We start from the raw sequence: 24,496 nt of genomic DNA, 5'->3' as shown, positions 1-24,496 counted from the left end.
TGCGCCCGGATCCGCCGTGAATATCCGGCTTTTTCATAGAATGGGCATCGACTTCGGGACTGACCCACACTACCATCCATAGAGTTGAATTCGTACGCACACGAGGGGGCGACGATGTCGACCGGCAGTGAAGTCATGGCGGCCCGCACCTACCCGTTCAGCGACCCCGACCGGCTCAACCTCAACCCGCTCTACGAGCAGCTGCGCCGCAGCGAACCGCTGACCAGGGTGCGCCTGCCGTACGGCGAGGAGGCCTGGCTCGCCACCCGCTACGACGACGTGCGGATGGTCCTCGGCGACGCCCGGTTCAGCCGGGCCGCCAGCGTCGGGCGCGACGAGCCGCGCACCCACCCGCACCAGGGCGAGTCCGGCATGCTCGCGATGGACCCGCCCGAGCACACCCGGCTGCGCAAACTCATCGCGAAGGCGTTCACCGCCCGCCGCGTCGAGACGCTGCGCCCGCGCACCCAGGAGATCGCGAACCAGCTGCTCGACGACATGGCGCGGCACGGCTCCCCCGCCGACCTGGTCGAGCACTTCGCCACCCCGCTGCCCGTGGCCGTCATCTGCGAGCTGCTCGGCGTGCCGTTCAGCGACCGGGACAAGTTCCAGCTGTGGTCCGAGGCGATCATCTCGACCACCTCGCTCACCCCGCAGCAGATCATGGAGTACCTGGGCAACCTGCACGGCTACATCGCCGGCCTGATCGCCCAGCGCCGCGTCCAGGAGACCGACGACCTGCTCGGCGCCATGGTCAAGGCCCGCGACGAGGACGAGGACCGGCTCACCGAGGCCGAGCTGGTGCAGCTGTCGGCCGGGCTGCTCGCCGCCGGCCACGAGACCACCGTGACCCAGATCCCCAACTTCGTGTACGTGCTGCTCACCAACCCCGACCAGCTCGCCGAGCTGCGCGCGGACCCGTCCCTGATCCCGGCCGCGGTCGACGAGCTGATGCGCTACGTGCCGCTGGGCACCGCCGCCGCGTTCGCCCGCTACGCCACCGAGGACATCATGCTCGGCGACGTGCTGATCCGCGCCGGGGAGCCGGTGCTCGGCGCGCTCGCCTCCGCCAACCGCGACGACAAGGTCTTCGACAACCCCGACGAGCTCGACTTCCGCCGGGAGAGCAACCCGCACCTCGGCTTCGGCCACGGCCCGCACCACTGCGTCGGCGCCCAGCTCGCCCGCATGGAACTGCAGGTCGCGCTGCACAGCCTGATCACCCGTTTCCCGAACCTGGAACTGGCCGTCGCCGAGCAGGCGCTGCCCTGGAAGAAGGGCATGCTGGTGCGCGGTCTCAAGGAACTGCCGGTGCGCTGGTGAGCGGGCAGTGGAAGGTCACCGTCGACCGCGACCGGTGCATCGGGTCCGGCCTGTGCGCGGGCACCGCGCCCGAGTACTTCGCCCTGGTCGACAAGAAGTCCACGCCGCTGCGTGACCTGATCGACCCGGACGAGGCCGCGAGCGACGCCGCCGACTGCTGCCCCGTCGAAGCCATCCTCGTCACCGACGCCACCACCGGCGCCACCATCGCCCCCGCCTGACCCACCACCGCGGCCCCGCCGGCCCGCCCCACCCCGATTTGTCATAGACGTTGGCCTATCACATCGACTCCGCGCGCGAAAAAGTCGATGTGATAGGCCAACGTCTATGGCGATCCTGGCCGGGTAGCGCGGAGGCGAGTGGGGAGGGCGTGGGGCGGCGAGGGCGGGTGGGTGAGATGGGCGACAGTGCGGGGGTGCGTTCGGCGGCTGGTTCGGTCATCGTGCGGGCTTTTGCGTACAGTTTCCGGGCGAGGTTGCAGGCGAGCACGGAACGGGCAGCGGGATGACGATCACTGAGCAGGGGCGCACCGGGATCGATGCCGCCCGCCTTGAGGCGTGCCTGAGCGTGCTGGCGGAGGTCGAGCACCTGCCGACCGAGCACCCCGACGCCGTGGCGGTGCGCCGCGCCGTGGGGCGGCTGTTCAAGACCGTCAAGCAGCAGCGCCGCCGGGACAAGCGCGAGGAGATCCTCGCCGCCGACGAGGCGGTGACCGCGGCGACCGCGACGGGCGCGCCGGGCCGCATCGACGACGAGACCGCGGGCGTGTTCGGGCTGACCTCCCCCACCAAGGGCGACGTCGCCGGGCACCTGCGCCAGCCGCGGGCCTGCTACATCTGCAAGGACCGCTACACCCAGGTGGACGCGTTCTACCACCAGCTGTGCCCGCCGTGCGCGGAGCTGAACCACGCCCGCCGCGACGCGCGTACCGACCTGACGGGCCGGCGCGCGCTGCTCACCGGCGGACGCGCCAAGATCGGCATGTACATCGCGCTGCGGCTGCTGCGCGACGGCGCGCACACCACGATCACCACGCGGTTCCCTGCCGACGCGGTGCGCCGGTTCAAGGCGATGCCGGACAGCGCCGAGTGGCTGCACCGGCTGCGCGTGGTCGGCATCGACCTGCGCGACCCCGCCCAGGTGGTGGCGCTCGCCGACTCCGTCGCGGCGCAGGGCCCGCTGGACATCCTGATCAACAACGCGGCGCAGACGGTACGCCGGTCCGCGCAGGCGTACGGGCAGCTGCTGGCGGCCGAGTCGGCCCCGCTGCCGGACGGGCCGCTGCCCGAGCTGATCAGCTTCGGCCACTACACCGGGTCGAGCCCGGCCGCGGCGGCCATCCAGGCCATGCCGCACCAGCAGCTGAGCCCGGAGCTGGTCACGTCACTGGCGCTGACCACCGGCGGGGCGAGCCTGGAGCGCATCGCCGACGGCTCCGCGATCGACGCGGGCGGCCTGGTGCCCGACCTCGACCCCAGCAACAGCTGGGTGCAGGTGGTGCAGGAGGTCGACCCGGTCGAGCTGCTCGAAGTGCAGCTGTGCAACGTCACCGCCCCGTTCGTGCTGGTCGCCCGGCTGCGCGCGGCGATGGCCGCGGCACCGGCGCGGCGTAAGTACGTGGTGAACGTGTCGGCGATGGAGGGGCAGTTCAGCCGCAAGTACAAGGGGCCGGGCCACCCGCACACGAACATGGCCAAGGCCGCGCTGAACATGCTGACCCGCACCAGCGCCGGGGAGATGCTCGACGACGGCATCCTGATGACCGCGGTCGACACCGGCTGGATCACCGACGAGCGCCCGCACCCGACCAAGATCCGCCTGGCGGACGCGGGGTTCCACGCCCCGCTCGACCTGGTCGACGGCGCGGCCCGGGTGTACGACCCGATCGTGCGCGGCGAGCTCGGCGAGGACCTGTTCGGGTGCTTCCTGAAGGACTACAAGCCCTCGCCCTGGTGACGCAGCAGCTCGGCGGCGTCGTGCTCGGTGACCGCCGACGGCGTGCCGAGCACGGTCAGCGCCCCCTGGTAGCCCGCGCCCGGCACGAGGGTGAACATGCGCGCGGCCTCGACCACCTCGGGCCGCCCGTCGAAGCGGTGCAGGCGCGGGGCCTGCGCCGGGGCCGACACCTCGATCTTGGTCATGGCCACCCGCAGGCCGTCGCCGGTCGCCTTGAGCACCGACTCCTTGCGCGTCCAGTACGTGTAGAAGCCGTCCCGGTCGAGCGGAGCCGAGGCGGCCAGCTCGGCCTCGGACAGCGCCAGCCGGGCCACCCCGAGGATGTCGCGCTGCGGCTGGGCCTGCTCCACGTCGACGCCGACCGGCCCGGCCAGGCTCAGCACGACGGCGATGCGGTCGCCCGAGTGCGACACGGACACGTCCGGGCCGCCCGGCACGGTGGGCCGGCCGTGCGGGACCGCGCAGGTGGTGCAGGCGCGCTCGACGCGTACCCCCGCGGGTTTCTCGCCCAGGTGCCGGCCGACCAGCAGGCGCAGCAGCGCCGCGGCCACCGTCTGCCGGGCGCGGTCCTCGGGCCTGCGCAGCGACTCGCGCCGGGCCCGCTCGCCCGCGCTCAGCAGCTCCTGGTGCCAGGGCTGCTCGTCGGCCGGGTCCGCCCAGTAGACCCGGCACTGCCCGGGTAGCAGGTTCACAGTTTCGCCTCGAACTTGGCCACGCCCGCGCGGGTGCCGTCGGCGGACAGCCGGCCCTTGGCCGCGGCGTCGCCCCACAGCGCCCAGCGCAGGAAGTCGGTCATGGTCTTGATGGTCTGGTCGAAACCCTTCGCGCCGGGCCCGAGGAACGCGCCGTGGTCGCCGCCGAGCAGCGTCAGGAAGGCCCGCGGCCAGGACGTCGCGTTGTACGCGTCCCGCCCGGCCTGGTAGCGCACCACCGCGTCGGCATCGCCGTGCACGAACAGCACCGGGGTGCGCGCGCCCTGGAACGCCCCCATGGAGCCGCCCGAGATCACGATCGCCGCGTCGACCCGGGCGTCGCGGTTGTTCGCCAGCATGCCCGCGGAGGTGTACCCGCCCGCGGAGTGCCCCGCCACGCCGATGTGGGCGCCGTCGAGATGCCCGGCGAACAGGTCGCCCGACTTCGTGTCGAGCTTGAGCAGCGCGGTGAGCACCGCGGACCCGTCGGCGGGCTGGTTGGCCATGTCGAGCTGCTTGAACGGGTCGGCATTGTGGTTGGTGAACGGGTACGCCGGACCGGCCACCACGAAACCCGCCGCGGCGAACCTGGTGGTGAGCTGCTGGTAGTACGTGGGCAGCCCGCGCAGGCCGTGGCTGAACAGCACCACGGGGAAGCGCCCGGCGGCGGCCGCGGCGTCCTTGCGCGGCGAGCCGCCCGCCTTGCCGGTCGCCGGATACCAGACGGTGGTCGGCAGGGCGCGGTCGCCGCGGGTGAACTTCAGCGTGCGTACGCCCACCGCGAAGGCGCTCTTCGGCGCGACCCGCACCACCGGCGTCGCGGTCGGGCGCACGCTCGCGCTCGCCGACGGCGCGGCGGACGGCGCCCCCGAGGCCGCGGCGGTGCCGCTGGGCGGGGTGAACACGGGTGTTTCGGGGGCGGGCGAGGAGCACGCGGCGACGCTCAGCACCAGGCACAGCGCGAGCAGGCGGCGGGGGGCGCGACGGTCCGGCACCCCGCCGACTCTACCGGCGGGGGCGGGCTGTGGAAGGCCACCCATCCGGATGCCGCCAGGCCCCGAATCCCTGCCGAGACCAAGCCGAGATCAGGGGGTGGACCGTGAAATCAGCGAAGCACGGCCGGGGCGGGATGCCCGTGACGGCCGCGTCGATCCGGCTGCCGGGCGGCCGGGCCAGCAACGTCCTCGCCCGGCAGTTCGTCAGCACCCAGCTCGGCGCGTGGAACCTGCGCGACCCGGACGGCGACGCGCTCATCCTCGCCTCCGAGCTGGTGAGCAACGCCGTGCTGCACGGCGGCGGGGCGGTCGCGATCCGGCTGGCCCGCACCGGCGCGGGGCTGCGCATCGAGGTGACCGATCGCAGCCCGCGACCACCGGAGCAGCGCTCGCCGGGGGTGGACGGCGGCTTCGGCCTCGGCCTCGTCGACGGCCTGTCGGCCCGCTGGGGAGTGGTGAGCGGCCGCACCGGCAAGGTGGTCTGGCTGGAGTGCCGCCTGCGCTGAGCCGTCAGGCCAGCAGGGAGGCGTCGCCGAGCAGGCGTGTCACCACGATCTCGAGCGCAACGCGGTTCGGGTTGACCCGGGGTTCGCGGTAGCGGGCGGTGTACCGGGCGACGGCGTCGGCGACCCGCTCCGGGTCGCCGGTGACCGTCGCCTCGCCCTGAAGGGTCAGCCAGAAGCGGCCCTCGAACTGGCACAGCGCCACCGCCGGGTTGCGGCGCGCGTTGGCGGCCTTGCGGCTGGCCCCGTCGCAGATGACCCGGGCCAGGCCGGTCGCCGGGTCGTAGGTGAAGCCGACCGGGGTGACATGCGGGGTGCCGTCGGGCCGCAGGGTGCTCAGCGTCGCCAGCCGCCGCTCCGCGAGGAAGAGCAGGCCCGCGCTGGAAAGGTCCCGTCTGCCGCCGTCCATCGCACTCCCCCGCCGTCGTCAGCTCCGTCCACACCGATCCAACAGCATGGACGGAGCTTCGAGCGCGCCTACACGCGGGTGACCCGCACCGCGTCGGCGATGACGTAGCCGGTCGCGCTGGTCCATCGGCTGACGCCGACGGCGTTGTAGTCGCCCGCGGCGAGGTTGAACGTGCCCAGCGAGCGCCACCCGCCGCCGCCGGTGCGCTGGTCGAGGTGGACGGTCTGGTTGCCGCCGGTGGTCACCACGACATGCGGCGCGGAGCTGCTGTAGCCGGGGTCGGCGGCGTGCCAGACGTCGACCCGGTAGTTGGCCGTTGCCGGGATGTTCACCTTGAACCAGGCGGAGTCGCTGGCCAGCACCGGGTTGGCGAAGCGGTAGTCGGCGCCGTAGCGCTGGCCGGAGAACGTCGAGGTGCCCCAGTTGGCGCTGGCCGTGAACCGGCCCGCGGTGGCGTTGTCCACGATGGTGCTGAAGCTCGGCGGCGGGGCGGTCAGACCCAGGTAGGACGCGATGCCGTTGACGTGGCCCTGCGCCGTGGCGGTGAGGAACGCCGCGTTCTTGAGCATGTTGGCGTCGGCAGCGGTGTCGATGAACAGGTTCTCGGTGAGCACCGCGGGCATGTTCGACTCTCGCAGCATGTGGAAGTTCGCGGTCTTCAGGCCGCGGTCGGTGACCGAGCCGACGGTGCGCATGCCGGAGAGCACCCGCGGGTGCAGCGCGTTGTGCAGGTTGACGGTGGCCGCGTCGGAGGTCGGGTAGCGGTAGCTCTCGAAGCCGGTGCCGCCGCCGGAGTTGATGTGGACGCTGACGAGGATGGTCGCGCCCCAGGCGTTGGCGTCGGCGGTGCGCTGGGCGAGGCTGACGGTCGCGTCGGTGGTGCGCGACATCCGCACGTCGACGGCGTAGTTGGCCTGCAGGATGTTGCGGATCTGCAGGGCGATGTTCAGGGTGAGGGCCTTCTCCTGCAGTCCGTTGGCGACCGCGCCGGGGTCGGTGCCGCCGTGGCCGGGATCGAGGTAGACCTTCGGGTTGGCGGCGAAGGCGGGGGTCGCGGCGAACGGGGCGGCCGCGAGACCGGCCGCGGCGGCCAGCAGGGTGCGGCGGCGCACGGAGGGGTTACCGAGCATGAGCACCTCTCAGGGTGTGGGGGTCGGCTCGGCGCGACTATAACGACGTTCGGTAGATCAAAGAAAGATGTCTACCGAACTCGTTGAATGTATGTAGTTTTCTTACTGACCAGCCTTACTTGATTTTGATGGAGACCGGGGCGCTGCGGTCGGTGCCGACCCTCGCGAACAGCTGGTAGGACCCTGCCGCGGGCACGGGCCCGGTGGCCACCCGCACCTGGTTCTTGGCGCAGGAGCTGCTGGACTTGCCGTTCCAGGGCACGGTGAACACCATCTCCCGGCCCGCGGCGAGCGCGGTGACCTGCTTGCCCTTCGGCGCACCGCAGTGGTCGGACGACCAGACCTTGTCCGTGCCGTGCATCAGGAACAGCTCCTGCGCGTCGGCCCCGATGTCGCGGTTGCAGGTGTGCTTGGACAGGTTCTTGATCACCAACGTGAAGCCGATCGGGGTGCCGCCCTTGACCTCGGTCTTCGACGCTCGCGCGATCACCTGCAGGTCGCCGTCGGTGCAGGACTCCTTCGCGGCGACCGGCTTCGGCTTGGCCCCGGCGGCCTGCGGCGCGTACCGCACACGGTAGATCTTCGCGGTGGACAGGATCGGGTTGTAGCCCTGGTCGGGGTAGAGCCCGGAGAAGTACAGCCCGTCCGGGCCGGCGGCGATACCGGCGACCGTCGTCTTGCCGTACCCGTTGTATTCGACCAGGGTCTTGGGCTTGGACACCGAGCCGTCCTTGGCGAAGGTGAACTCCACGATGCGCTTGCCGCGCAGCTGCGGGCCGGTGCCGTAGGTGGGGCCGCTCTCCGACACGAACGCGTTGCCGAGCTTCGTGTCCGGGAACCCGGCGGTCTGGTTGCCCTCCTTCTGGATGAAGGTGATGCCGACCGGCGCATGCGTCGGCGCCCAGTTGTAGAGCGCCTTCTTCTTCAGGCTGGAGGTGTTCGAGTTCCAGCCGTAGTCGCCGCCCTTGACGATCCGGGCCAGCCGGTCGTTGTTGGTCGAGCCGTTCTCCACCGAGTAGTGCTGGCCGTCCGCGGCCCGCCAGGCCCCGCCGAACGGGTTGCGGAACCCGGATGCCCAGACCAGATCCTTGACGGCGCTCTTGTCCGCCGGGTCGTAGAACGGGTTGTCCTCGGGCGCGGAGCCGTCCAGATTGACCCGCAGCACCTTGCCCCGGGCGTCGGTGAGATCGCGGGCACTCTTCGGCACGAACCCGTCGCCGATGTGGATGTACAGCTTGCCGTCCGGCCCGATGGTCAGGTTGGAGATCTGGTGCGAGGCGACCAGCGGATCGTCCTTCAGGTCCAGGACGGTGGTGACGGTCTTGCCGGTCAGGCCGCCGTCCTCGCTGTGGATGCGCACGACCTTCGGGAAGTACTCCGCCCCGGCCTGGTACAGCATGCTGGCGAACACGTCGCCGGTCGCCGGGTCGACGACCACCCCGGTCAGGCCGATCTCGCCGGTGCCGGGGAAGTCCGCGTACGGGTTCCAGTTGAGCAGGTTCTTCGCGTACACCCCGACCTTCAGGTCGCCGCGAACCACCTTGATGGTGCCGTACAGCTCGGTGACGTAGAACATCGGCTTGTCAGGCGCGACGGCGTGCGAGGGCACCATCGCGATGTTCACCGGCAGCTCGAAACCCGACGCCACCTCCTCGACCTTGTACCCGGGCTGGGCCACCACCCACTGCGGCGCACCGGGCAGCGGCTTGCGCTCCTTGTCCGTGCGGAACGGCCGCGAGGTGTACGGGCTCCACTCCGTCGCCGGGTTGCCGCTGCTGTCCTTGTGCCGCACCCGCAGCTCGTAGTCGCGGTCGCCGGGCAGGTCACGGCGCTGGGCGAAGGAGTTCTCGAAGACGCCGTCGCCGAAGTGGGTGTGTGTCTTCTGCACGCCGCCGATGCAGCCGGCGAACCAGACCCGCTCGTGCGGCTGCGCCGTCCAGATCTCCCAGTCGGTGCAGACGTGCTCGCTGCCCGCGTCGACGTCCTGCATGGGGCTGGTCTCCATGTGCACGTCCGCGCCGCTGAGCAGCTGGCCGTCGCTCTCGGGTTCGGTGATGACCGGGCCGAGCGGGGCCGACGTGGCGGGCAGCACGGGGCCGCCGGTGTGCTCACACGCGGCGACCACGCCCATGATGGTGAGCAGGACCGCGACCAGGATGGACTCGCCGGCGAGCGCGATCTTGCGAGCGTTCATGCGGGCTGTCCCCCGGGGTCGTGTCGTCACCTCACGCAACTCGGCGAGGGTACAGAGACTTTTGGGGGCTGTTGTGTATTACACGCCCATTATTACAATTTGCGGCCTTTTTGTCCGTTTATCAGGCCTCGTGTCATCCCAGCCGCCCGGACCGCCGGCGCGTTCTATTTCGGCCGTCCACGGCGCGGGGTCCGGGCCGTGCAGCGAGAATTCAGGCATGTGGGAGCCCGTGCTGGACCGCGACGCGCGCGGTGCCGCCGCACGGGCCGCCGCCGCACGGCTGGTCTCCGCGGGCATCCATGCCGTCGCCCTGACCTGGGTCGACAACGCCGGGGTGACCCGGGTCAAATCGGTGCCGACCGAGCGCCTCGACCATGCCGCGGCCTGGGGTGTGGGCATGTCGCCGGTGCACGACGTGTTCTGCGTCGACGACGCGATAACGGCCGGTGACCTGATCGGCGGTCCGGTCGGCGACCTGCGGCTGCACCCCGACCTGGACGCGCTGACCGTGCTCGGCGCGATGCCCGGCTGGGCCTGGGCGCCGGTGGACCGCTGGACCCAGGACGGCGAGCCGTACCCGGTGGACCAGCGGCTGTTCGCCAAACGCATGGTCGAGCGCGCCCACGCGGCCGGACTGCACCTGCGCATGGCCTTCGAGATCGAGTGGCTGCTGGCCCGGCCCGACGGCACGCCCGCGGGCGACGGTCCGGCGTACGGCATGGCGCGGCTGGCGGAGCTCGCGGACTTCGGCCGGGACCTGCTCGCCGCGCTGGCCGCGCAGGGGGTGGCCGTGGAGCAGTTCCATCCCGAGTACGGCCCGGGGCAGCTGGAGGTGTCCGTCGCGCACGCGGACCCGGTCACCGCCGCCGACCGCGTGGTGCTGGTGCGCGAGACGATCCGGGCGCTGGCGTTCCGCCACGGGCTGCGCGCCTCGTTCGCCCCGGTGGCCGTCGCGGAGCAGGTCGGCAACGGCATGCACCTGCACTTCTCGGTCTGGGCCGGCGGGGTGAACCTGTTCGCGGGCGGCGACGGCCCGTACGGGATGACCCGGCGCGGGGAGTCGGTGCTGGCCGGGGTGCTGCAGCGGCTGCCCGCGCTGGCCGGGCTGGGCGCGCCGAGCCCGGCCAGCGCGCTGCGGCAGGCTCCGCAGCGCTGGGCCGGGGCCTACCAGTGCTGGGGGCACGAGAACCGGGAGGCGGCGCTGCGCTTCGTCACCGGCGCGTCCGGCGGCCGGGACACCGCCGCCAACGCCGAGATCAAGTGCGTGGACGCGTCGGCGAACCCGTACCTGGTGGCGGGGGCGGTGTGCGCACTGGCCACCGACGCCGCCGGGGCCGGGATGCGGCTGCCCGACGAGGTGCGGGTCGACCCGTTCACGCTGGCCGAGGCCCGCCGCCCGCCCCGGCTGCCGGACTCCCCCGCGCTGGCGGCCGAGCGCCTGCGCGCCGACGCGGGCCTGGTCGCGATGCTCGGCGAGCCGCTGCTCGACGCGTTCGGCGCGGTGCACCGCGCCGAGGCCGACACCCTCGGCAGGCTCAGCCCGTCCGACCTGGTGGCGGCGGTGCGATGGCGGTACTGACCGCGGACCTGCCGCTGATCGACGGGCACTGCCATGCGATCACCACGGCTCCGCTGGACGACGCGGCGTTCGAGCTGTGGTGCACGGAGGCGGACGAGCCGGCCGCGCCCGGCACGTCCTACCTGGACAGCAGGGTGGGTCTGGCGCTGCGGCGCTGGTGCGCGCCGGTGCTGGACCTGCCCGTGCACGCCCCGGTCGAGGACTACCTGCGGCGGCGGCGCCGGCTCGGGCCGGACGAGGTCGCGACGCGGCTGCTGCGGGCCGCGAACCTGTCCGCGCTGCTGGTGGACACCGGTCCGGTCGCGGGTGGGCTGGTGGACCGCCACGTGCTGGGCACGCTGGCCGGAGCCTCGACCCATGCGGTGGTACGCCTGGAGCTGCTGGCCGAGCGGGTCGCGCCCGGCACGGACGCCGCCGGGTTCGCGGCCGCGTTCGCCGAGGCGCTCGACGAGGCCCGGCCGGGGGCGGTGGCGACGAAGTCGATCGCGGCGTACCGGCACGGCCTGGACCTGGACCCGGCGCGGCCGGAGCCGCACGAGGTGAGCGCGGCGGCGTCCCGCTGGCAGCGCGACGGCGGGCGGCTCACCGATCCGGTGCTGCTGCGCCACCTGCTGTGGAGCGCGGTCGACGCCGGGCTGCCGGTCCAGCTGCACACCGGCTTCGGCGACCGGGACGCGGCGCTGGCCCGCGCCGACCCGGCGCTGCTGCAGCCGTTCTGCGCGGCCACGCTGCCGTTCGGGGTGCCCCTGGTGCTGCTGCACTGCTACCCGTACCACCGCCAGGCCGGCTGGCTGGCGCAGGTGTACCCGCACGTGCACGCCGACCTGGGGCTGACCGTGCCGCACCTGGGCGCGCGGGCCACGGCGGTGCTGGGCGAGTTCCTGGAGCTGGCCCCGTTCGGCAAGCTGCTCTACTCTTCCGACGCGTACGGCCTGCCCGAGCTGTACGTGATCGCCGCCGCGCAGCTGCGGCACAGCCTGGGGCTGGTGCTGGCGGAGGCGGTCGACGACGGCGCGGCGAGCGCGGCCGACGCGCGGCGCATCGCCGAGCAGATCGGCGCGGGCAACGCCGCCCGCGTCTACCGGCTGGACTGATCGGGCCCGGCACACCGCCCGCCGGGTAGACGATCAAAACGTGAGGGAATGGGTATGGGCCAGAGGTCAGCCGCACCCACCGGATCGAGGTGACACATGAACCCCGCCGCCAGAACGCGCTACGGCGCCCCCGCTGGTACCACCCCGTACCGCAGGCCCCGGCGGAAACTGCTGCCTCCTCCCGCCCCGCCCGTGCCGGAGCACGAGGAGGCGGCCGGGCCCGAGGCCGGCACCGGCCCCACCCCGATGACGCCGCACGACCAGGTGCTCGTGGAGGGGCCGTTCACGCGGATCGACCTGCGCCGGATCCGGCAGCGCATCCACGAGCTGGGCGAGGCGTGGCGGCTGCCCGAACCGGTCGGCTGGGCGCTGGAGCTGGTCACCACCGAGCTGGTCGTCAACGTCGTGATGCACGCCGACGGGCACGGCCGGCTGCGGCTGTCACGCTACCCCGACTGGGTGTTCTGCCAGGTCAGCGATGTCGGGCCGGGGGTGAACCGGCCCTACACGGCGGGCTGGCAGCCGCCGACCGGCACGCAGACCTCCGGCCGGGGGCTGTGGATCGCCCGGTGCTTCTCGGAACGGCTGACCATCGACTCCAGCACGCTGGGCACCACGGTCACCGCGAAGATCTGGGCCCCGGCCGGGGCCCGCTGACTCAGGGCCAGCTCGGGCGCAGCGGCATGCCGCTGCCGCCCCGCGGGTCGAGGCGTACGCCCAGCACCTGGTGCAGCTGCACCTGGTCGCGCTCGAAGCCGAGCCGGCAGCCGGCCAGGTAGAGCCGCCACACCCGGGCCCGGCTCTGCCCGATCTCCTCGATGGACTCTTCCCAGTGCCGTTCCAGGTTCGCCGACCACTGGGCCAGCGTCAGCGCGTAGTGCTCGCGGAGGTTCTCCTCGTGCCGGATCTCGAAGCCGTTGGCGTTCATCACGCCGATCAGGTGCCCGACGCCTTCGAGCTCCCCGTCGGGGAACACGTACTGGTTGATGAACGTGCGCCGGTAACGCCCCGGGTCGCGGTTGTCGGGCCGGGTGATGCAGTGGTTGAGCAGCCGCCCGCCGTAGCGCAGCCGCTGCTGCAGGAACCGGAAGTAGCCGGGCAGCTGGGCGCGGCCGATGTGCTCGGTGAGCCCGATCGAGCTGATCGCGTCGTAGTGGCTGACCGGCACGTCGCGGTAGTCCAGGTGGCGCACCTCGGCCAGGTCGGACAGGCCCGCCTCGGCGATGGCCTTGGCCGCCCACTCGGCCTGCCGTCGGGACAGGGTCACCCCGAGCGCCTTCACGCCGTACTCGCGGGCCGCGTGCATGACCATGCCGCCCCAGCCGCAGCCGACGTCCAGCAGGCGTTTGCCGGGTTGCAGGTCGAGCTTCCTCGCCACCAGGTCGTGCTTGGCGAACTGGGCCTGCTCCAGGGTCGCCGCCGCGTCGGGGAAGACCGCGCAGGTGTACGCCATCGACGGGCCGAGCAGCCACTCGTAGAACCGGTTCGACACGTCGTAGTGGTGCGCGATCGCGGCCTGGTCACGCTCCTTGGAGTGCCGGCGGCCGTGCAGCCGCGCCTCCATCGGCGGCCGCGGCGGCGGGTTCAGCAGCCGCAGCCCGCCCAGGTCGCGCAGCGCGTGATAGCGCCCCGACCAGGACTGGTCCAGCTTCAGCCCGTTGACGGCGACCAGCGCCTCGTACATGTCGCCGTGCACCTCGAGGTCACCGGAGACGTACGCGCGGGCCAGGCCCAGCTCGTTGCGGCCGGTGGCCAGATAGGACAGCGCCCGCTCGCTGCGGACCTCGATGCCGACGGCCGCGTCGGACGGCCCCGCGGCGCTGCCGTCGAACGCGGAGAACCGCACCGGAACCGGGCCCGTGACGAGCCCCTGGACGACCTTCGCAATAGCCATCTCCGCCTCACCGAACACACTTGTCGTACAGGTCGGGCAGCCGACCGTCGGGGTCGTACTCGCCCTTCACCGCCGCGTACGCGGGGCCGTTGTAGAGCTCCCAGAACTCCTCGCGGGGGTAGTGCACCGTGGAGTAGAGGGACTTGTGCCCGCCGAGCGCGTCGACGCGCGCCTCGATGAGCCGGTTGTGGAAGTCCGCGGCCTGGCCGGGCCGCCGCGCGACGCTGGACCAGAAGCCGAAGTTGACGTACAGGTCGTCGGGCTTGAGCGGGTACAGCGGCCACGGCACGGGATCGCGCAGCCGCAGCGGGCACAGCCAGACCGGGGTGATGCCGACCTCGTCGAGGAAGAAGTCCAGGAACTCCGGGCCCTGGCGCACCGGCACCTCGACGTCCTGCACCACCGCCTCCTGCGGTGGGCGGCCGCGCACCTTGTCCAGCCGGGCGCTGAGCCCGTGCCTGCGGTCGAAGCCGACGATGCGGTGGTAGACGTCGGAGCGCCGGTAGCGGCGCGGCCACAGGCGGCGTACCAGCGGATGCTGCGCGCCGAACGCCCGCGAGCACCAGAACCAGTCGGTGTCCCAGCGCCACAGGTAGTCGCGGACGGTCAGGTAGTCGATGGGCCGCCGGGACGGCGACCGGTAGTAGATCTCCTGGCCGGTGTAGTCGCTGGTCCACGGCGCGGTGTCGGTGAACGTGCCGATGGTCAGGTACATCTGCCGGCCGTGGAAGACGGTGCCGTCGAGGAAGTCGACCCGCGCGTCGCCGTCGCGGCCGGTGCTGCACAGCTCGTCCAGCGCGGCGAAGCAGGCGGCGGCGTTGTCGAAGCGCCGGTGCCGCAGCCGCACGTACGGCTGCACCGGCTCCAGCTCGATGGTCAGCCGCAGCGCGTAGCCGAGCGTGCCGTACGAGTTGGGGAACGAGCGGAACAGCTCGGCGTGCTCGTTGTCGGGCCGGGCGGTGACCACCCGGCCGTCGCCGGTGAGGATCTCCAGCTCCAGCACCGACTCGTGCGGCAGGCCGTTGCGGAACGACGACGACTCGATGCCCAGCCCGGCCACCGCCCCGCCGATGGTGATGGTCTTGAGCTGCGGCACGACCAGCGGCATCAGCCCGAAGCGCAGCGTCTCGTCGACCAGCCGCTCGTAGGTGACCATGCCCTGCACCTGGGCGGTGCGCTCGGTCTCGTCCACGTAGATCACCGAGTCGAAGGCGCTGACGTCCAGTCCGGGTCCGGCGTCCGCGCGGCCGAAGCGGAACAGGTTGGACGTTCGCTTGGCCAGCCGTACCGGTTCTGTGCGGGGCAGAGCCTGGTACTGCGCCTTCAGCGCGCGTACCGCACCGGCATGGTCCTCAACGGATGGCCCCACGCTCGCAACGTACCGCCGCCCGGTGTGCCGGGCGTCATAAATCACTCAACACCGATACCCACCCGTGATTGACTTCATGTGTGCGCAAGTACGTGATCATGGGCGTTCAGGGCAGCGGCAAGGGCACCCAGGCCAAGCAGCTGGCCGCCGACTTCGACCTGGTGCACATCAGCGTCGGCGACGTCTACCGCTGGCACGTGCAGTACCACACCAAGCTCGGTGCGCAGGTGCGCCGGGCGATGAACGCCGGCGAGCTGGTCGACGACAGCACCACCGAGACCGTGGTCCGCGACCGGCTGGCGCTGCACGACTGGAACTACGGCTTCATCCTCGACGGCTTCCCCCGCAACCGCCGCCAGGCCCAGTTCTTCCTGGAGAGCTACGACGTCGACGCGGTGATCCACCTCGACCTGCCCGACAGCGAGGTGCGCCGCCGTGTGCTGGCCCGGCGGCTGTGCTCGAACTGCGGCATGGACTACAACCTCATCGAGCACCGCCCGGCCCGCGAGGGCCGCTGCGACGCGTGCGGCGGCGAGCTGGTCACCCGCGCCGACGACACCGAGGAGGCGCTGGCCGCCCGGCTGGCCGACTACCACGCCAAGACCGATCCGGCGCTGGACCTGTTCCGCGGCAAGGAGCTGGTGATCAGCGTGGACGCCACGGCGGCCAAGGGCGCGGTGCAGCGGGCCATCCGCGAGCAGCTCGGCCTGCCCCAGCCGGTGCGCAAGGCGCAGGCTGACCGGCGCAGATAATCTGCTACGGATCTATCCCGCGTACACTGGCGGGCATGACCGCGATGGCGCCCACCCGCACCAGCCCCGACCTGTCCTTCCTGCTGGACCACACGAGCCACGTGCTGCGCACCCGGATGGCCGCCGCGCTGGCCGAGATCGGCCTGACCGCGCGGATGCACTGCGTGCTGGTGCACGCGCTGGAGGAGGAGCGCACCCAGATCCAGCTCGCCGCGATCGGGGACATGGACAAGACCACGATGGTGGTCACCGTCGACGCGCTGGAGAAGGCGGGTCTGGCCGAGCGCCGCCCGTCGAGCACCGACCGGCGCGCCCGGATCATCGCGGTCACCCCTGCGGGCGCGAAGATGGCCGCCCGCAGCCAGGAGATCGTCGACCGGGTACACGAGCAGGCTCTTTCCGCGCTGCCCGCGACCCAGCGCGAAACCCTGCTGCGCGCCCTGGAAAGCCTGGTCACCGAGCATCTGGCCACCCCGGACAAGTCCGCCCAGCCGGTGCGGCGGGCCCGCCAGTAGCCGATCCGGTTCCGTGAAAGATTGTCTGCAACGGAACTATCCGCTACGGTCTCTCCTGTCGGCACCGTCCACAGGAGGACCACATGTCCACGTCCGTGTCCACTCCGTCCCGCTCCCGCTGGATCGCCCTGGGGGTGATCGCGACCGGGCTGCTGATGACCGTCCTCGACGGCAGCATCGTCACCGTCGCGATGCCCGCCATCCAGCAGGACCTCGGGTTCACCCCCGCCGGCCTGAGCTGGGTCGTCAACGCGTACCTGGTCGCCTTCGGCAGCCTGCTGCTGCTGGCCGGGCGGCTCGGCGACCTGATCGGCCGCCGCCGCCTGTTCCTGGCCGGCACCGCCGTGTTCACCGCGGCGTCCCTGCTCGCGGGCATCGCCGACACCCCGGCCCTGCTCGTCGCCGCCCGCTTCCTGCAGGGCGTCGGCAGCGCCATGGCCGCGGCGGTCGGCCTGGGCATCCTGGTCAACCTGTTCCCGGCGCCGGCGGAGCGGGCCAAGGCGATCGCGGTGTTCAGCTTCACCGGCGCGGCCGGGGCCTCACTCGGCCAGGTGCTCGGCGGCGTGCTCACCGACGCCCTCGACTGGCACTGGATCTTCTTCATCAACCTGCCGATCGGCGTGGCCGCCCTTGCGGTCGCCGTCGCGGTGCTGCCCGCCGACCGCGGCCTCGGCCTGTCCGCCGGAGCCGACGCCGTCGGGGCACTGCTGGTCACCGCCGGGCTGATGCTCGGCATCTACACCGTGGTCAAGGCCGAGGAGCGCGGCTGGACGTCGACGCCGACGCTGGCCACCGGCGCGGTCGCGGTGCTGCTGCTGGCCGCGTTCGCGATCCGGCAGGCCACCGCGCGGCGGCCGCTGATGCCGCCGCGGGTCCTGCGCTCGCGCAGCGTCGCCGGGGCGAACCTGGTGCAGATGCTGATGGTCGCCGCGCTGTTCTCGTTCCAGATCATCACCGCGCTGTACCTGCAGAAGGTGCTCGGCTACGGCGCGGGCGAGACCGGGCTGGCGATGCTGCCCGCCGCGCTGATCATCGGAGCGGTGTCGCTGGGTGTCTCGGCCCGGCTCAACACCCGCTTCGGCGAGCGCCGGGTGCTGCTGACCGGCCTCGCGCTGCTGACCGTGCTGCTGGCGCTGCTGGCCCGCGTCCCGGTGCACGCCTCGTACGTCACCGACCTGCTCCCGGCCATGCTGCTGGCCGCCGGGTTCGGGCTCGCGCTGCCCGCGCTGACCACGCTCGGCATGTCCGGCGCGGGGCCGGACGACGCGGGCCTCGCCTCGGGCCTGTTCAACACGACGCAGCAGATCGGCATGGCGGTCGGCGTCGCGGTGCTGTCCACGCTGGCCGCAGGGCACACCGGGCACGCGCTGGCCGGGGGCGCGAGCCAGGCCGAGGCGCTGACGGGCGGCTACCGGCTCGCGTACGCCGTCGGCGCCGGGCTGATGGTCGCCGCCTTCGCGGTCGCGTACACCCTGCTCCGCGAGTCTCGGCAGCCCGCGCGGCTGCCGGACGACCGGCCTGCCGTGCCCGCCGCCGCCTGACCTTCACCCGTCTCGACGCGGCGAGAACCGCGCCTGCCGGCACGGGGCAGCAGGCGCGGCTCCCGCGGCACCACCAGGCACCGACCCCCACCACGAAAGGACTCGCCATGAACCCGACCGTTGTTGCCACCGCTACCTCGACCGTTCCTGACACCGTTACCGAGACCGCTGCCGACGACCGGCCCGGCGCTGGACCGGCACCCCGCCCACTCACCGACCAGGAGGCATCCGAGCTGCTGGGCGGGCAGCAGTTCGGGGTGCTGGCCGGGCTCAAACGCAGCGGGCACCCGCACCTGTCCACGGGCACCCGGCGCCGATCCCGCGGCCCAGCCGCAGCTCCGCGCCCTGCGAAGTCGGAAAGACACCTCCTCCACCGAACCGACCCTCGCGATTTCCATAAACGTTGGCCTATCTCATCGAAAATCCGGCGACGGAATTCGATGAGATAGGCCAACGTCTACGCCGGGCGGGGTGGGCGGCGGTCGTCGGCAGGGAGGCCGTCGGCGGGGATGAAGCCGGCGGGGACCTGGGGTGAGGCGGAGAGGGCGTGGCGGCCGGGGTCGGGGACCGGCTCGCAGGCCAGGTCCAGTTCGGCGGCCTGGGGTGGGACCAGGCCGAGGCGGACGGACGGGGTGGGCAGGATCGCGTCGAGCAGCCAGTCGGCCGCGACCCGGGCGCGGTTGCCGGGCAGCGAGAGCAGGTGGTAGCCCCGGGTCACCGCCATCGCGGGCAGCCCGGACAGCGGCACGCCGAACGGGTTCGCGGCCGCGTCGAGCCCGCCGAGATCGACGAGGAAGCCCAGGTCGTGGTGCCGGTACGGCTTGCGCGTGCCGACCCCGCAGGAGGCGGCGATGTTGTGCGCGGCGACCCGGCCCTGCCGTACGGCGTGCTGGGCGGTCATCGGGGTGTGCTGGCCGGGGCGGGTCAGGTCGGGCACGGCGGCGGCGTCGCCACAGGAGAACACCTCGGGGTGGCCGGGCACGGCGAGGTACTCGTCGACGATCAGGCGGCCGTCCACCGACGGCAGCCCGAGGCCGTCGACCAGCGGGTCAGGGCGTACGCCGACACACCAGATCAGCGAGCGCGTCGGCACGTACGAGTCGTCGGTGAGCTGCACGCCCTCCGCCTCGGCCTGGCGCACCGAGGTGCGCATCCGCACGTCGACGCCGCGCCGGGCCAGCACCCGCGCCGCGGTGCGCGACAGCCGCGGATCCAGCTCGGGCAGCACCCGCTCGGCGGTGTCCAGCAGCAGCCAGCGGGGCCGTTCCCGCAGCCGGGGCAGCGACCGGGCCAGCGCGTCGGTGAACAGCTGCCCGTGCGCGGCGACCTCGGTGCCGGTGTAGCCCGCGCCGACCACCACGAAGGTGCAGCGGGCCCGGCGCTCCTCCGGGTCGGTGGCCTGGGCGGCGAGTTCCACCTGCAGCGTGATGTGGTCGCGCAGGAACATCGCCTCGGCCATGCCGCGCAGCCCGTGCGCGTACATGTTGACGCCCGGGATGGGCAGCAGCCGGTTCACGCTGCCCGGGGTGAGCAGCAGCCGGTCGTAGTCGAGCACGTTGCGCGCGCCCTCGGGACCCGTGTAGGCGAGCCGGCGCCTCGCCAGGTCGACGGCGGTGACCATGCCGGGCACCTGGCGTACGTGGCGCAGTGTCGCGGCCAGCGAGACCGCGATCCGGCGCGGCTCCAGCAGGCCCGCCATCACCTCGGGCAGCAGCGGCACGTAGAGCAGGTAGTCCGCCGGGTTGACCAGCGTGATGTCGGCGTGGCCGCGGGAGCTGCGCGCCAGGCTGCGGGCAGCGTGGAAGCCCGCGAATCCCGCTCCGACGATGACGATGCGAGGCCGGGCCATGGCCGACTCCATTCCCCGGAACGGCGTTCGGCAAACCCGCCGCGACCGGTTCCCGCCACGCTCTGTCACAGAATCGCAACGCTGCGCCGCCGGTTCCTCGCGCTTGGTAGTGTCCTGTCAGGCCTCGGGTTCCGCGTGGCTCACCGGTTCCCATACGGCCTTCGGTTCCGGATCGGCGCTCGCGCCGGCAGAGCAGGGGGTGCGACACATGTTGGACGTTCGGAGCGAGCGGCTCGCGCGGCGGTTCCGGCTGTGGGACACCGACGGCAACGGCCACGTCGACCAGTCGGACTTCGAGGCCGAGGGCCGGCGCATCGTGGCGGCGTTCGGCGAGGACGAGCAGTCCCCGCGCGGCCGCGCCGTGCTCGACTCGTACCTGGCGATGTGGGAGTACCTGGCCGCCAAGGCGAGCCTGGCCCCCGAGGACACGCTGTCGGCGAAGCAGTTCGACCGCATCGCGCAGACCGAGATCATCCTGATGGGCAACACCGGTTTCAGCACCGTGCTGCGTCCCACCATCAGCGCCACCCTCGACCTGTGCGACACCGACGGCGACGGCCAGGTCAACCCGGCCGAGTTCCGCCGCTGGATCGAGGCCATCGGCGTCACCAAGCCCCACGCCGAGGAAGCCTTCGACCAGATCGACGAGAACCACGACGGCCAGCTGAGCATCGACGAACTGGCCCAAGCCGTCCGCGACTACCACGCCGGCCTCCTCGACATCCCCCTCCTAGGCCGCTAAGGAAGGGCACCTTCTTAACATCGCAGGGGCGCCGACCTGCGGCGATGACGTGCACCAGCGGGCTCGCGGAAGCCTGGCGGGCACACCGCCAGGTCACGGCCGAATCCGGCGCGCGGGCCGCTCCGCGGTCAGGACTCGGGCACGACGTCGGACGGGGACTTGTCCGGGCGCAGGCCGCGCCAGGCCGGGTGGCGCAGCCGGCCGTCGCGGGTCCACTCGGTGAAGCGCACCTCGCCGACCAGCTTCGGCGTGACCCAGTGTGCGTCCTTCGCGTCGCGAGCAGGCAGCGCGCCCGCGAACGGTGACGTCCGGCGCTCCAGCCTGGACAGCCGCTGCCGCAGGTCGTCGAGCATCTGCCGGGTGAAGCCGGTGCCGACCGAGCCGGCGTAGCGCAACCCGTCCGGCCCGGGAATGCCCAGCAGCAGCGCCCCGATCGTGTCGGCGCGACTGCCCTGGCCGGGCCGCCACCCGGCGACGACGACCTCCTGCGTACGCAGGTTCTTCACCTTGATCCACGCTCGTGACCGCCGCCCCGGCTCGTACACCGAGTCCAGCAGCTTCCCGACGACGCCCTCCAGGCCCTGCTCGCGCGAGGTCTCCAGCAGCCGCTGGCCGCCGCCCTCGGTGTACGGCGGCGTGTCCCAGTGCGCCCCCGACAGGCCCAGCCCCTCCAGCAGCTCGCGCCGCTGCCGGTAGGGCAGCTCCGTGGTGTCCCGCCCGTCCAGGTGCAGCAGGTCGAACAGGACGTACGTCACCGGCGTCCGCGCGGCCAGCCGCCGCACCCGCGCCGCGTCCTGCACGTGCATCCGGGGCTGCAGCGCGCCGAACGAGATCCGCCCCGAGCTGTCGAAAGCCACCAGCTCCCCGTCGAACACGGCGGTGGTCGAGCCGAGCGCCTCCCCGAACGCCCGCAGCTCCGGGTACGCCGCCGTGACGTCCAGGTCGTTGCGGCTCATCGCGCGCACCCGGCCGCCCTCCACGTAGACGACCGCCCGCACCCCGTCCCACTTCAGCTCGTAGCCGTACCGGCTGTCCTGCGCCTTCGGCGGCAGCTCCCCCAGCGTCGCCGTCATGGGCCGGACCAGGTCGGGCGGCGCGGTCCGGTCGGCCGGCGCCGGGTCCATGCGGTGCATCAACCACTGGGTGCCCCTGGTACGGATGAGCACGTAACGCCCCTGCACCCGGTGCCCGTGCAGCACGACCTTGACCTCGCGATCGCTCCACTTCTCCAGGTCGTAGGTGCCCCGGTCCCAGATCAAGACCTCGCCCCCGCCGTACTCGCCCTCGGGGATGTGCCCGGCGAAGTCCGCGTACTCGAGTGGATGATCTTCAGTGTGCACCGCGAGGCGGTTGTCCTTCGGGTCCAGCGGCAGGCCCTTGGGCACGGCCCAGGAGACGAGCACGCCGCCGTGCTCCAGGCGGAAGTCCCAGTGCAGCGCGCGGGCGTGGTGCTCCTGGATGACGAAGGTGTCGTCGTGCCCGCGCGGCACCGGCCCGGCCGCGGGCACCGGCTCGGGCGTACGCGCCGCCGACCGCTTCCCCCGGTACGGCGCGAGCTTGTCGGCCACACTGCAGTTCTACCCCGGCCAGACCCCACCTCACCGACGATCACGAACTCTCCGCCCCCGCGCCCCGCGGGTCGCGCCTGCACTTTCCCCGAAACTGCACGTGGGACTGGGCGGCCGGGCGTACGCGAAAGGGCTTGTATCCTCGCGGGATGTTCGACGCCGCCGTGGCCGTGGGGATCGCCGCCTTCCTCAACAATCCCGACCGGGACGACGACGAGATCGTCGTGGTGCTGCGGGAGCAGGGGGTGGCCGGCTGGCTGGCCGAGCGCCTGGTGACGTACCTGCCGATCGTGTTCGGGCGGTACCTGCTGCGGGGCTGCACCTTCGATCCGGACGTCGTCGAAGGCGAGGTGCGCCGGCGGCTCGACAGTGACCCCGTCTTCCGGGCGGCCCAGTCCCGCGCCCTGCGCCCGACCCACGAGGAGCTGAAGGAGATCGGGCTGCGCAGCGCCGAGGTGAACGTGGTGAACCAGATGCGCGACTCGAAGCTCGAAGACCTCGTCTTCAGCGCGACCCACCTGCCGAACCCGCTCCCGCCCGCGGAGCCTGGCGACGGCGGTGTGCCCTCGCCCGCCGTGCGGTTCGCCCAGCTGCTCTCCCGCCACGGCCTGACCGTCGGCCGGGACGAGCGCGGCCGGTACGCGGGCGAGCTGCGCTTCGACGCGAGCCTGATCACCCACCCGGCGCCCCGGGTGCTGGGCCAGCTCGACTTCGCCGTGCAGCATCCCACCCTCGCCGTCGACTGGCTGCTGGAGAGCGTCGCCGCGCACGGGGACACCTGGCAGGCGTCCATCGACGGCGGCACGGCGATGTTCGCCGAGTGCAGCCTGCATGTCCTGCTCGCCGCCCTGGTGGACCGCGCCGCCCATACCGGTCAGGTCGAGTGGGAGCGGTACGAGCACCCCTCCGGCCCGTTCGACGTCTGCGTCGGACCGCAGATCAACTTTTTCGCGCAGGACGTCCCCCCGGCCGGTGACGCGTTCTACGCCGTGCTGGGCGCGCTGCGCGACATGCCGCTCAGCCGGCAGGCGCACGGGCTGCGGGTGTTCCTTTGCTATCGGGACGGCCGGTTGATGACCAACGAGGTGCTGCTCGACAACGAGCCGTTCCCGGCCGGCATGGCGACGGTCCCCGAGCAGCGCGACGACCTGCCGCAGCCGATGGCCGCGTTCCGCATCTTCGCGATGCTCGTGCCCGCCTGACCGTCCGGTCGTGGCCCGGATCACGTGACACGGTGTCGTCCGACCTCATCGGAGTGTCACCGCGAATCCGTGACACGGCCGCGACAAGGCCACCATCCGTACACATGATTTCGATCTCCATCGATCATCCCTAGCGTCCCTCCCACATGCATGGGAACGGCGCGGACAACCCCACCGCGCCAGGGGCAGGAGAGGTGAATCGATGAACCTGAGGCGCTCCCTCAGCACACTCGGGCTGACCGCGCTCGTCGCGGCGTCCACGCTCACCGGAGGGGCGGGCGTCGGCGTCGCCGCGGCGCCCGCGCCGACGTGCGTGGAGCCGGCCGCGGCGGCGAAGGCCAAGCCGGGCGGCTCCGCCAAGCAGGACCCCAACGAGCTGACCACCGAGCAGGTGGCCGCCAACGAGAAGGCCCTCGAAGCCGCGCTCAAGGCCAAGGGCAAGGCTCGCGCCGGCACGGCCGCGGCTGTCGCGGCGGCCACGGTCACCATTCCGGTGGTCGTACACGTGATCTCCGAGGACGGCACCCGGGCCAACGGCAACATCCCGGACTCGATGATCACGAACCAGATCAACGTGCTCAACCAGGCGTACTCCGGTGGCACCGGCGGGGCGGCGACGGCGTTCGCGTTCCAGCTGCAGTCGATCAACCGGGTCACCAACGCCGCCTGGTACCCGATCGTCTACAACTCGAACTCGGAGAAGGCGATGAAGGCGGCGCTGCGCGTGGGCGGCGCCGGCACCCTGAACATCTACACCGGCCTGCTCAGCCAGGACCTGCTCGGCTGGGCCACCTTCCCGCAGTCGAACATCACGTCGTACGACGGCGCGGTGATCCTCGCCGAGTCGCTGCCCGGCGGCAACGCCAGCCCGTACAACCTGGGCGACACCGCAACCCACGAGATCGGCCACTGGCTGAACCTGTACCACACCTTCCAGGGCGGCTGCAACGGCCAGGGCGACCAGGTCGCCGACACCCCGGCGGAGAAGACCGCCGCGTTCGGGTGCCCGACCAACCTGGACACCTGCAAGAGCAAGCCGGGCCTGGACCCGATCCACAACTTCATGGACTACACCGACGACTCGTGCATGTACGAGTTCACCGCGGGCCAGGCGACCCGCATGCTCGACGCCTGGAACGCGTACCGCGCGTGACGCCAAGGCGGGGTCCGGCGTGCGCCGGACCCCGCC

22 protein-coding genes are annotated in these 24,496 nt (G+C 72.3%); 13 read left to right on the top strand and 9 right to left on the bottom strand.

Going from position 1 to position 24,496, the window contains the following annotated elements; all coding sequences use genetic code 11:
• Positions 1-84: 84 nt before the first annotated feature.
• The 3 genes from Cco03nite_RS30125 to Cco03nite_RS30115 all read left to right on the top strand — a co-directional run bounded on the left by Cco03nite_RS30125 (position 85) and on the right by Cco03nite_RS30115 (position 3,279).
• Positions 85-1,323, top strand: a complete 1,239-nt coding sequence (locus Cco03nite_RS30125; RefSeq protein ID WP_275412086.1) for a cytochrome P450 — start codon at positions 85-87, stop codon at positions 1,321-1,323.
• The gene (locus Cco03nite_RS30120; protein ID WP_203696217.1) at positions 1,320-1,544 is read left to right on the top strand and encodes a ferredoxin; all 225 of its coding nucleotides are present in this window, start codon (positions 1,320-1,322) and stop codon (positions 1,542-1,544) included. Before Cco03nite_RS30125 ends, Cco03nite_RS30120 begins: the two co-directional genes overlap by 4 nt.
• Before the next feature lie 283 nt (positions 1,545-1,827).
• Positions 1,828-3,279 carry an SDR family NAD(P)-dependent oxidoreductase gene (locus Cco03nite_RS30115; protein ID WP_203696215.1) on the top strand — a complete coding sequence of 484 codons (1,452 nt, stop codon included), beginning with the start codon at positions 1,828-1,830 and terminating at the stop codon, positions 3,277-3,279.
• Here the strand turns inward: Cco03nite_RS30115 and Cco03nite_RS30110 are convergent.
• Positions 3,258-3,971 carry a 4'-phosphopantetheinyl transferase family protein gene (locus tag Cco03nite_RS30110; RefSeq protein WP_203696213.1) on the bottom strand — a complete coding sequence of 238 codons (714 nt, stop codon included), beginning with the start codon at positions 3,969-3,971 and terminating at the stop codon, positions 3,258-3,260. The genes Cco03nite_RS30115 and Cco03nite_RS30110 overlap by 22 nt on opposite strands.
• Complete coding sequence (locus Cco03nite_RS30105) at positions 3,968-4,966, bottom strand: alpha/beta hydrolase family protein (RefSeq protein ID WP_239167779.1); 999 nt, start codon at positions 4,964-4,966, stop codon at positions 3,968-3,970. Before Cco03nite_RS30105 ends, Cco03nite_RS30110 begins: the two co-directional genes overlap by 4 nt.
• A gap of 104 nt (positions 4,967-5,070) precedes the next feature.
• On the opposite strand from Cco03nite_RS30105, the gene Cco03nite_RS30100 reads away from it, so the two are divergent.
• Positions 5,071-5,472: an ATP-binding protein gene (locus Cco03nite_RS30100; RefSeq protein WP_203696209.1), complete on the top strand. Its 402-nt coding sequence runs from the start codon at positions 5,071-5,073 to the stop codon at positions 5,470-5,472.
• Between the two features lie 4 nt (positions 5,473-5,476).
• Here the strand turns inward: Cco03nite_RS30100 and Cco03nite_RS30095 are convergent, their stop codons facing one another.
• From Cco03nite_RS30095 to Cco03nite_RS30085, 3 genes are all read right to left on the bottom strand, one after another.
• Positions 5,477-5,878 carry a PPOX class F420-dependent oxidoreductase gene (locus Cco03nite_RS30095; protein WP_203696207.1) on the bottom strand — a complete coding sequence of 134 codons (402 nt, stop codon included), beginning with the start codon at positions 5,876-5,878 and terminating at the stop codon, positions 5,477-5,479.
• Between the two features lie 68 nt (positions 5,879-5,946).
• Positions 5,947-7,008, bottom strand: a complete 1,062-nt coding sequence (locus Cco03nite_RS30090) for an N-acetylmuramoyl-L-alanine amidase (protein ID WP_203696205.1) — start codon at positions 7,006-7,008, stop codon at positions 5,947-5,949.
• A 115-nt stretch (positions 7,009-7,123) separates the two neighbouring features.
• On the bottom strand, positions 7,124-9,202 hold the full coding sequence (locus Cco03nite_RS30085) for a PQQ-dependent sugar dehydrogenase (RefSeq protein ID WP_203696203.1): 2,079 nt from the start codon (positions 9,200-9,202) through the stop codon (positions 7,124-7,126).
• Positions 9,203-9,419: 217 nt separating this feature from the next.
• Here Cco03nite_RS30085 and Cco03nite_RS30080 point away from each other — a divergent pair, with 217 nt between their 5' ends.
• The 3 genes from Cco03nite_RS30080 (at position 9,420) to Cco03nite_RS30070 (ending at position 12,532) form a co-directional block, all read left to right on the top strand.
• Positions 9,420-10,781, top strand: coding sequence for a type I glutamate--ammonia ligase (locus tag Cco03nite_RS30080; protein ID WP_203696202.1), 1,362 nt, complete (start codon positions 9,420-9,422; stop codon positions 10,779-10,781).
• Positions 10,769-11,875: an amidohydrolase family protein gene (locus Cco03nite_RS30075; protein WP_239167778.1), complete on the top strand. Its 1,107-nt coding sequence runs from the start codon at positions 10,769-10,771 to the stop codon at positions 11,873-11,875. Before Cco03nite_RS30080 ends, Cco03nite_RS30075 begins: the two co-directional genes overlap by 13 nt.
• Positions 11,876-12,067: 192 nt before the next feature.
• Positions 12,068-12,532: an ATP-binding protein gene (locus Cco03nite_RS30070; RefSeq protein WP_203696201.1), complete on the top strand. Its 465-nt coding sequence runs from the start codon at positions 12,068-12,070 to the stop codon at positions 12,530-12,532.
• Between the two features lies 1 nt (position 12,533).
• On the opposite strand, the gene Cco03nite_RS30065 is transcribed toward Cco03nite_RS30070, so the two are convergent.
• Positions 12,534-13,769: an SAM-dependent methyltransferase gene (locus Cco03nite_RS30065; protein ID WP_203696200.1), complete on the bottom strand. Its 1,236-nt coding sequence runs from the start codon at positions 13,767-13,769 to the stop codon at positions 12,534-12,536.
• A 7-nt stretch (positions 13,770-13,776) separates the two neighbouring features.
• Complete coding sequence (locus Cco03nite_RS30060; RefSeq protein WP_203696199.1) at positions 13,777-15,138, bottom strand: FAD-binding oxidoreductase; 1,362 nt, start codon at positions 15,136-15,138, stop codon at positions 13,777-13,779.
• 80 nt (positions 15,139-15,218) lie between these two features.
• Here Cco03nite_RS30060 and Cco03nite_RS30055 point away from each other — a divergent pair, with 80 nt between their 5' ends.
• The 3 genes from Cco03nite_RS30055 to Cco03nite_RS30045 all read left to right on the top strand — a co-directional run bounded on the left by Cco03nite_RS30055 (position 15,219) and on the right by Cco03nite_RS30045 (position 17,946).
• A complete protein-coding gene (locus Cco03nite_RS30055; RefSeq protein ID WP_203696198.1) occupies positions 15,219-15,890 on the top strand; it encodes an adenylate kinase family protein in 672 nt (223 codons plus the stop codon).
• 35 nt (positions 15,891-15,925) lie between these two features.
• A complete protein-coding gene (locus tag Cco03nite_RS30050; protein WP_203696196.1) occupies positions 15,926-16,405 on the top strand; it encodes a MarR family winged helix-turn-helix transcriptional regulator in 480 nt (159 codons plus the stop codon).
• 83 nt (positions 16,406-16,488) lie between these two features.
• Positions 16,489-17,946: a DHA2 family efflux MFS transporter permease subunit gene (locus Cco03nite_RS30045; protein WP_239167777.1), complete on the top strand. Its 1,458-nt coding sequence runs from the start codon at positions 16,489-16,491 to the stop codon at positions 17,944-17,946.
• A gap of 457 nt (positions 17,947-18,403) precedes the next feature.
• Here the strand turns inward: Cco03nite_RS30045 and Cco03nite_RS30040 are convergent, their stop codons facing one another.
• The gene (locus Cco03nite_RS30040; RefSeq protein ID WP_203696194.1) at positions 18,404-19,795 is read right to left on the bottom strand and encodes an NAD(P)/FAD-dependent oxidoreductase; all 1,392 of its coding nucleotides are present in this window, start codon (positions 19,793-19,795) and stop codon (positions 18,404-18,406) included.
• A 208-nt stretch (positions 19,796-20,003) separates the two neighbouring features.
• Between Cco03nite_RS30040 and Cco03nite_RS30035 the strand changes: the two genes are divergently transcribed.
• Positions 20,004-20,537 carry an EF-hand domain-containing protein gene (locus Cco03nite_RS30035; RefSeq protein WP_203696192.1) on the top strand — a complete coding sequence of 178 codons (534 nt, stop codon included), beginning with the start codon at positions 20,004-20,006 and terminating at the stop codon, positions 20,535-20,537.
• 128 nt (positions 20,538-20,665) lie between these two features.
• Here Cco03nite_RS30035 and ligD read toward each other — a convergent pair whose 3' ends face one another.
• A complete protein-coding gene (gene ligD / locus Cco03nite_RS30030) occupies positions 20,666-22,105 on the bottom strand; it encodes a non-homologous end-joining DNA ligase (RefSeq protein ID WP_203696190.1) in 1,440 nt (479 codons plus the stop codon).
• Between the two features lie 149 nt (positions 22,106-22,254).
• Here ligD and Cco03nite_RS30025 point away from each other — a divergent pair, with 149 nt between their 5' ends.
• Positions 22,255-23,307 (top strand): DUF6348 family protein, encoded by a 1,053-nt coding sequence (locus Cco03nite_RS30025; RefSeq protein ID WP_203696188.1) that lies wholly within the window; start codon positions 22,255-22,257, stop codon positions 23,305-23,307.
• Between the two features lie 202 nt (positions 23,308-23,509).
• Positions 23,510-24,460, top strand: coding sequence for a zinc metalloprotease (locus Cco03nite_RS30020; protein ID WP_203696186.1), 951 nt, complete (start codon positions 23,510-23,512; stop codon positions 24,458-24,460).
• The last annotated feature ends 36 nt before the right edge of the window (positions 24,461-24,496 follow it).

The sequence above is a fragment of the Catellatospora coxensis genome, assembly GCF_016862635.1.
Taxonomy (GTDB): Bacteria; Actinomycetota; Actinomycetes; order Mycobacteriales; family Micromonosporaceae; genus Catellatospora; species Catellatospora coxensis.
The sequence above is the reverse complement of the archived record's forward strand: the minus strand, read 5'-3'. Positions and strand labels throughout refer to the sequence as shown.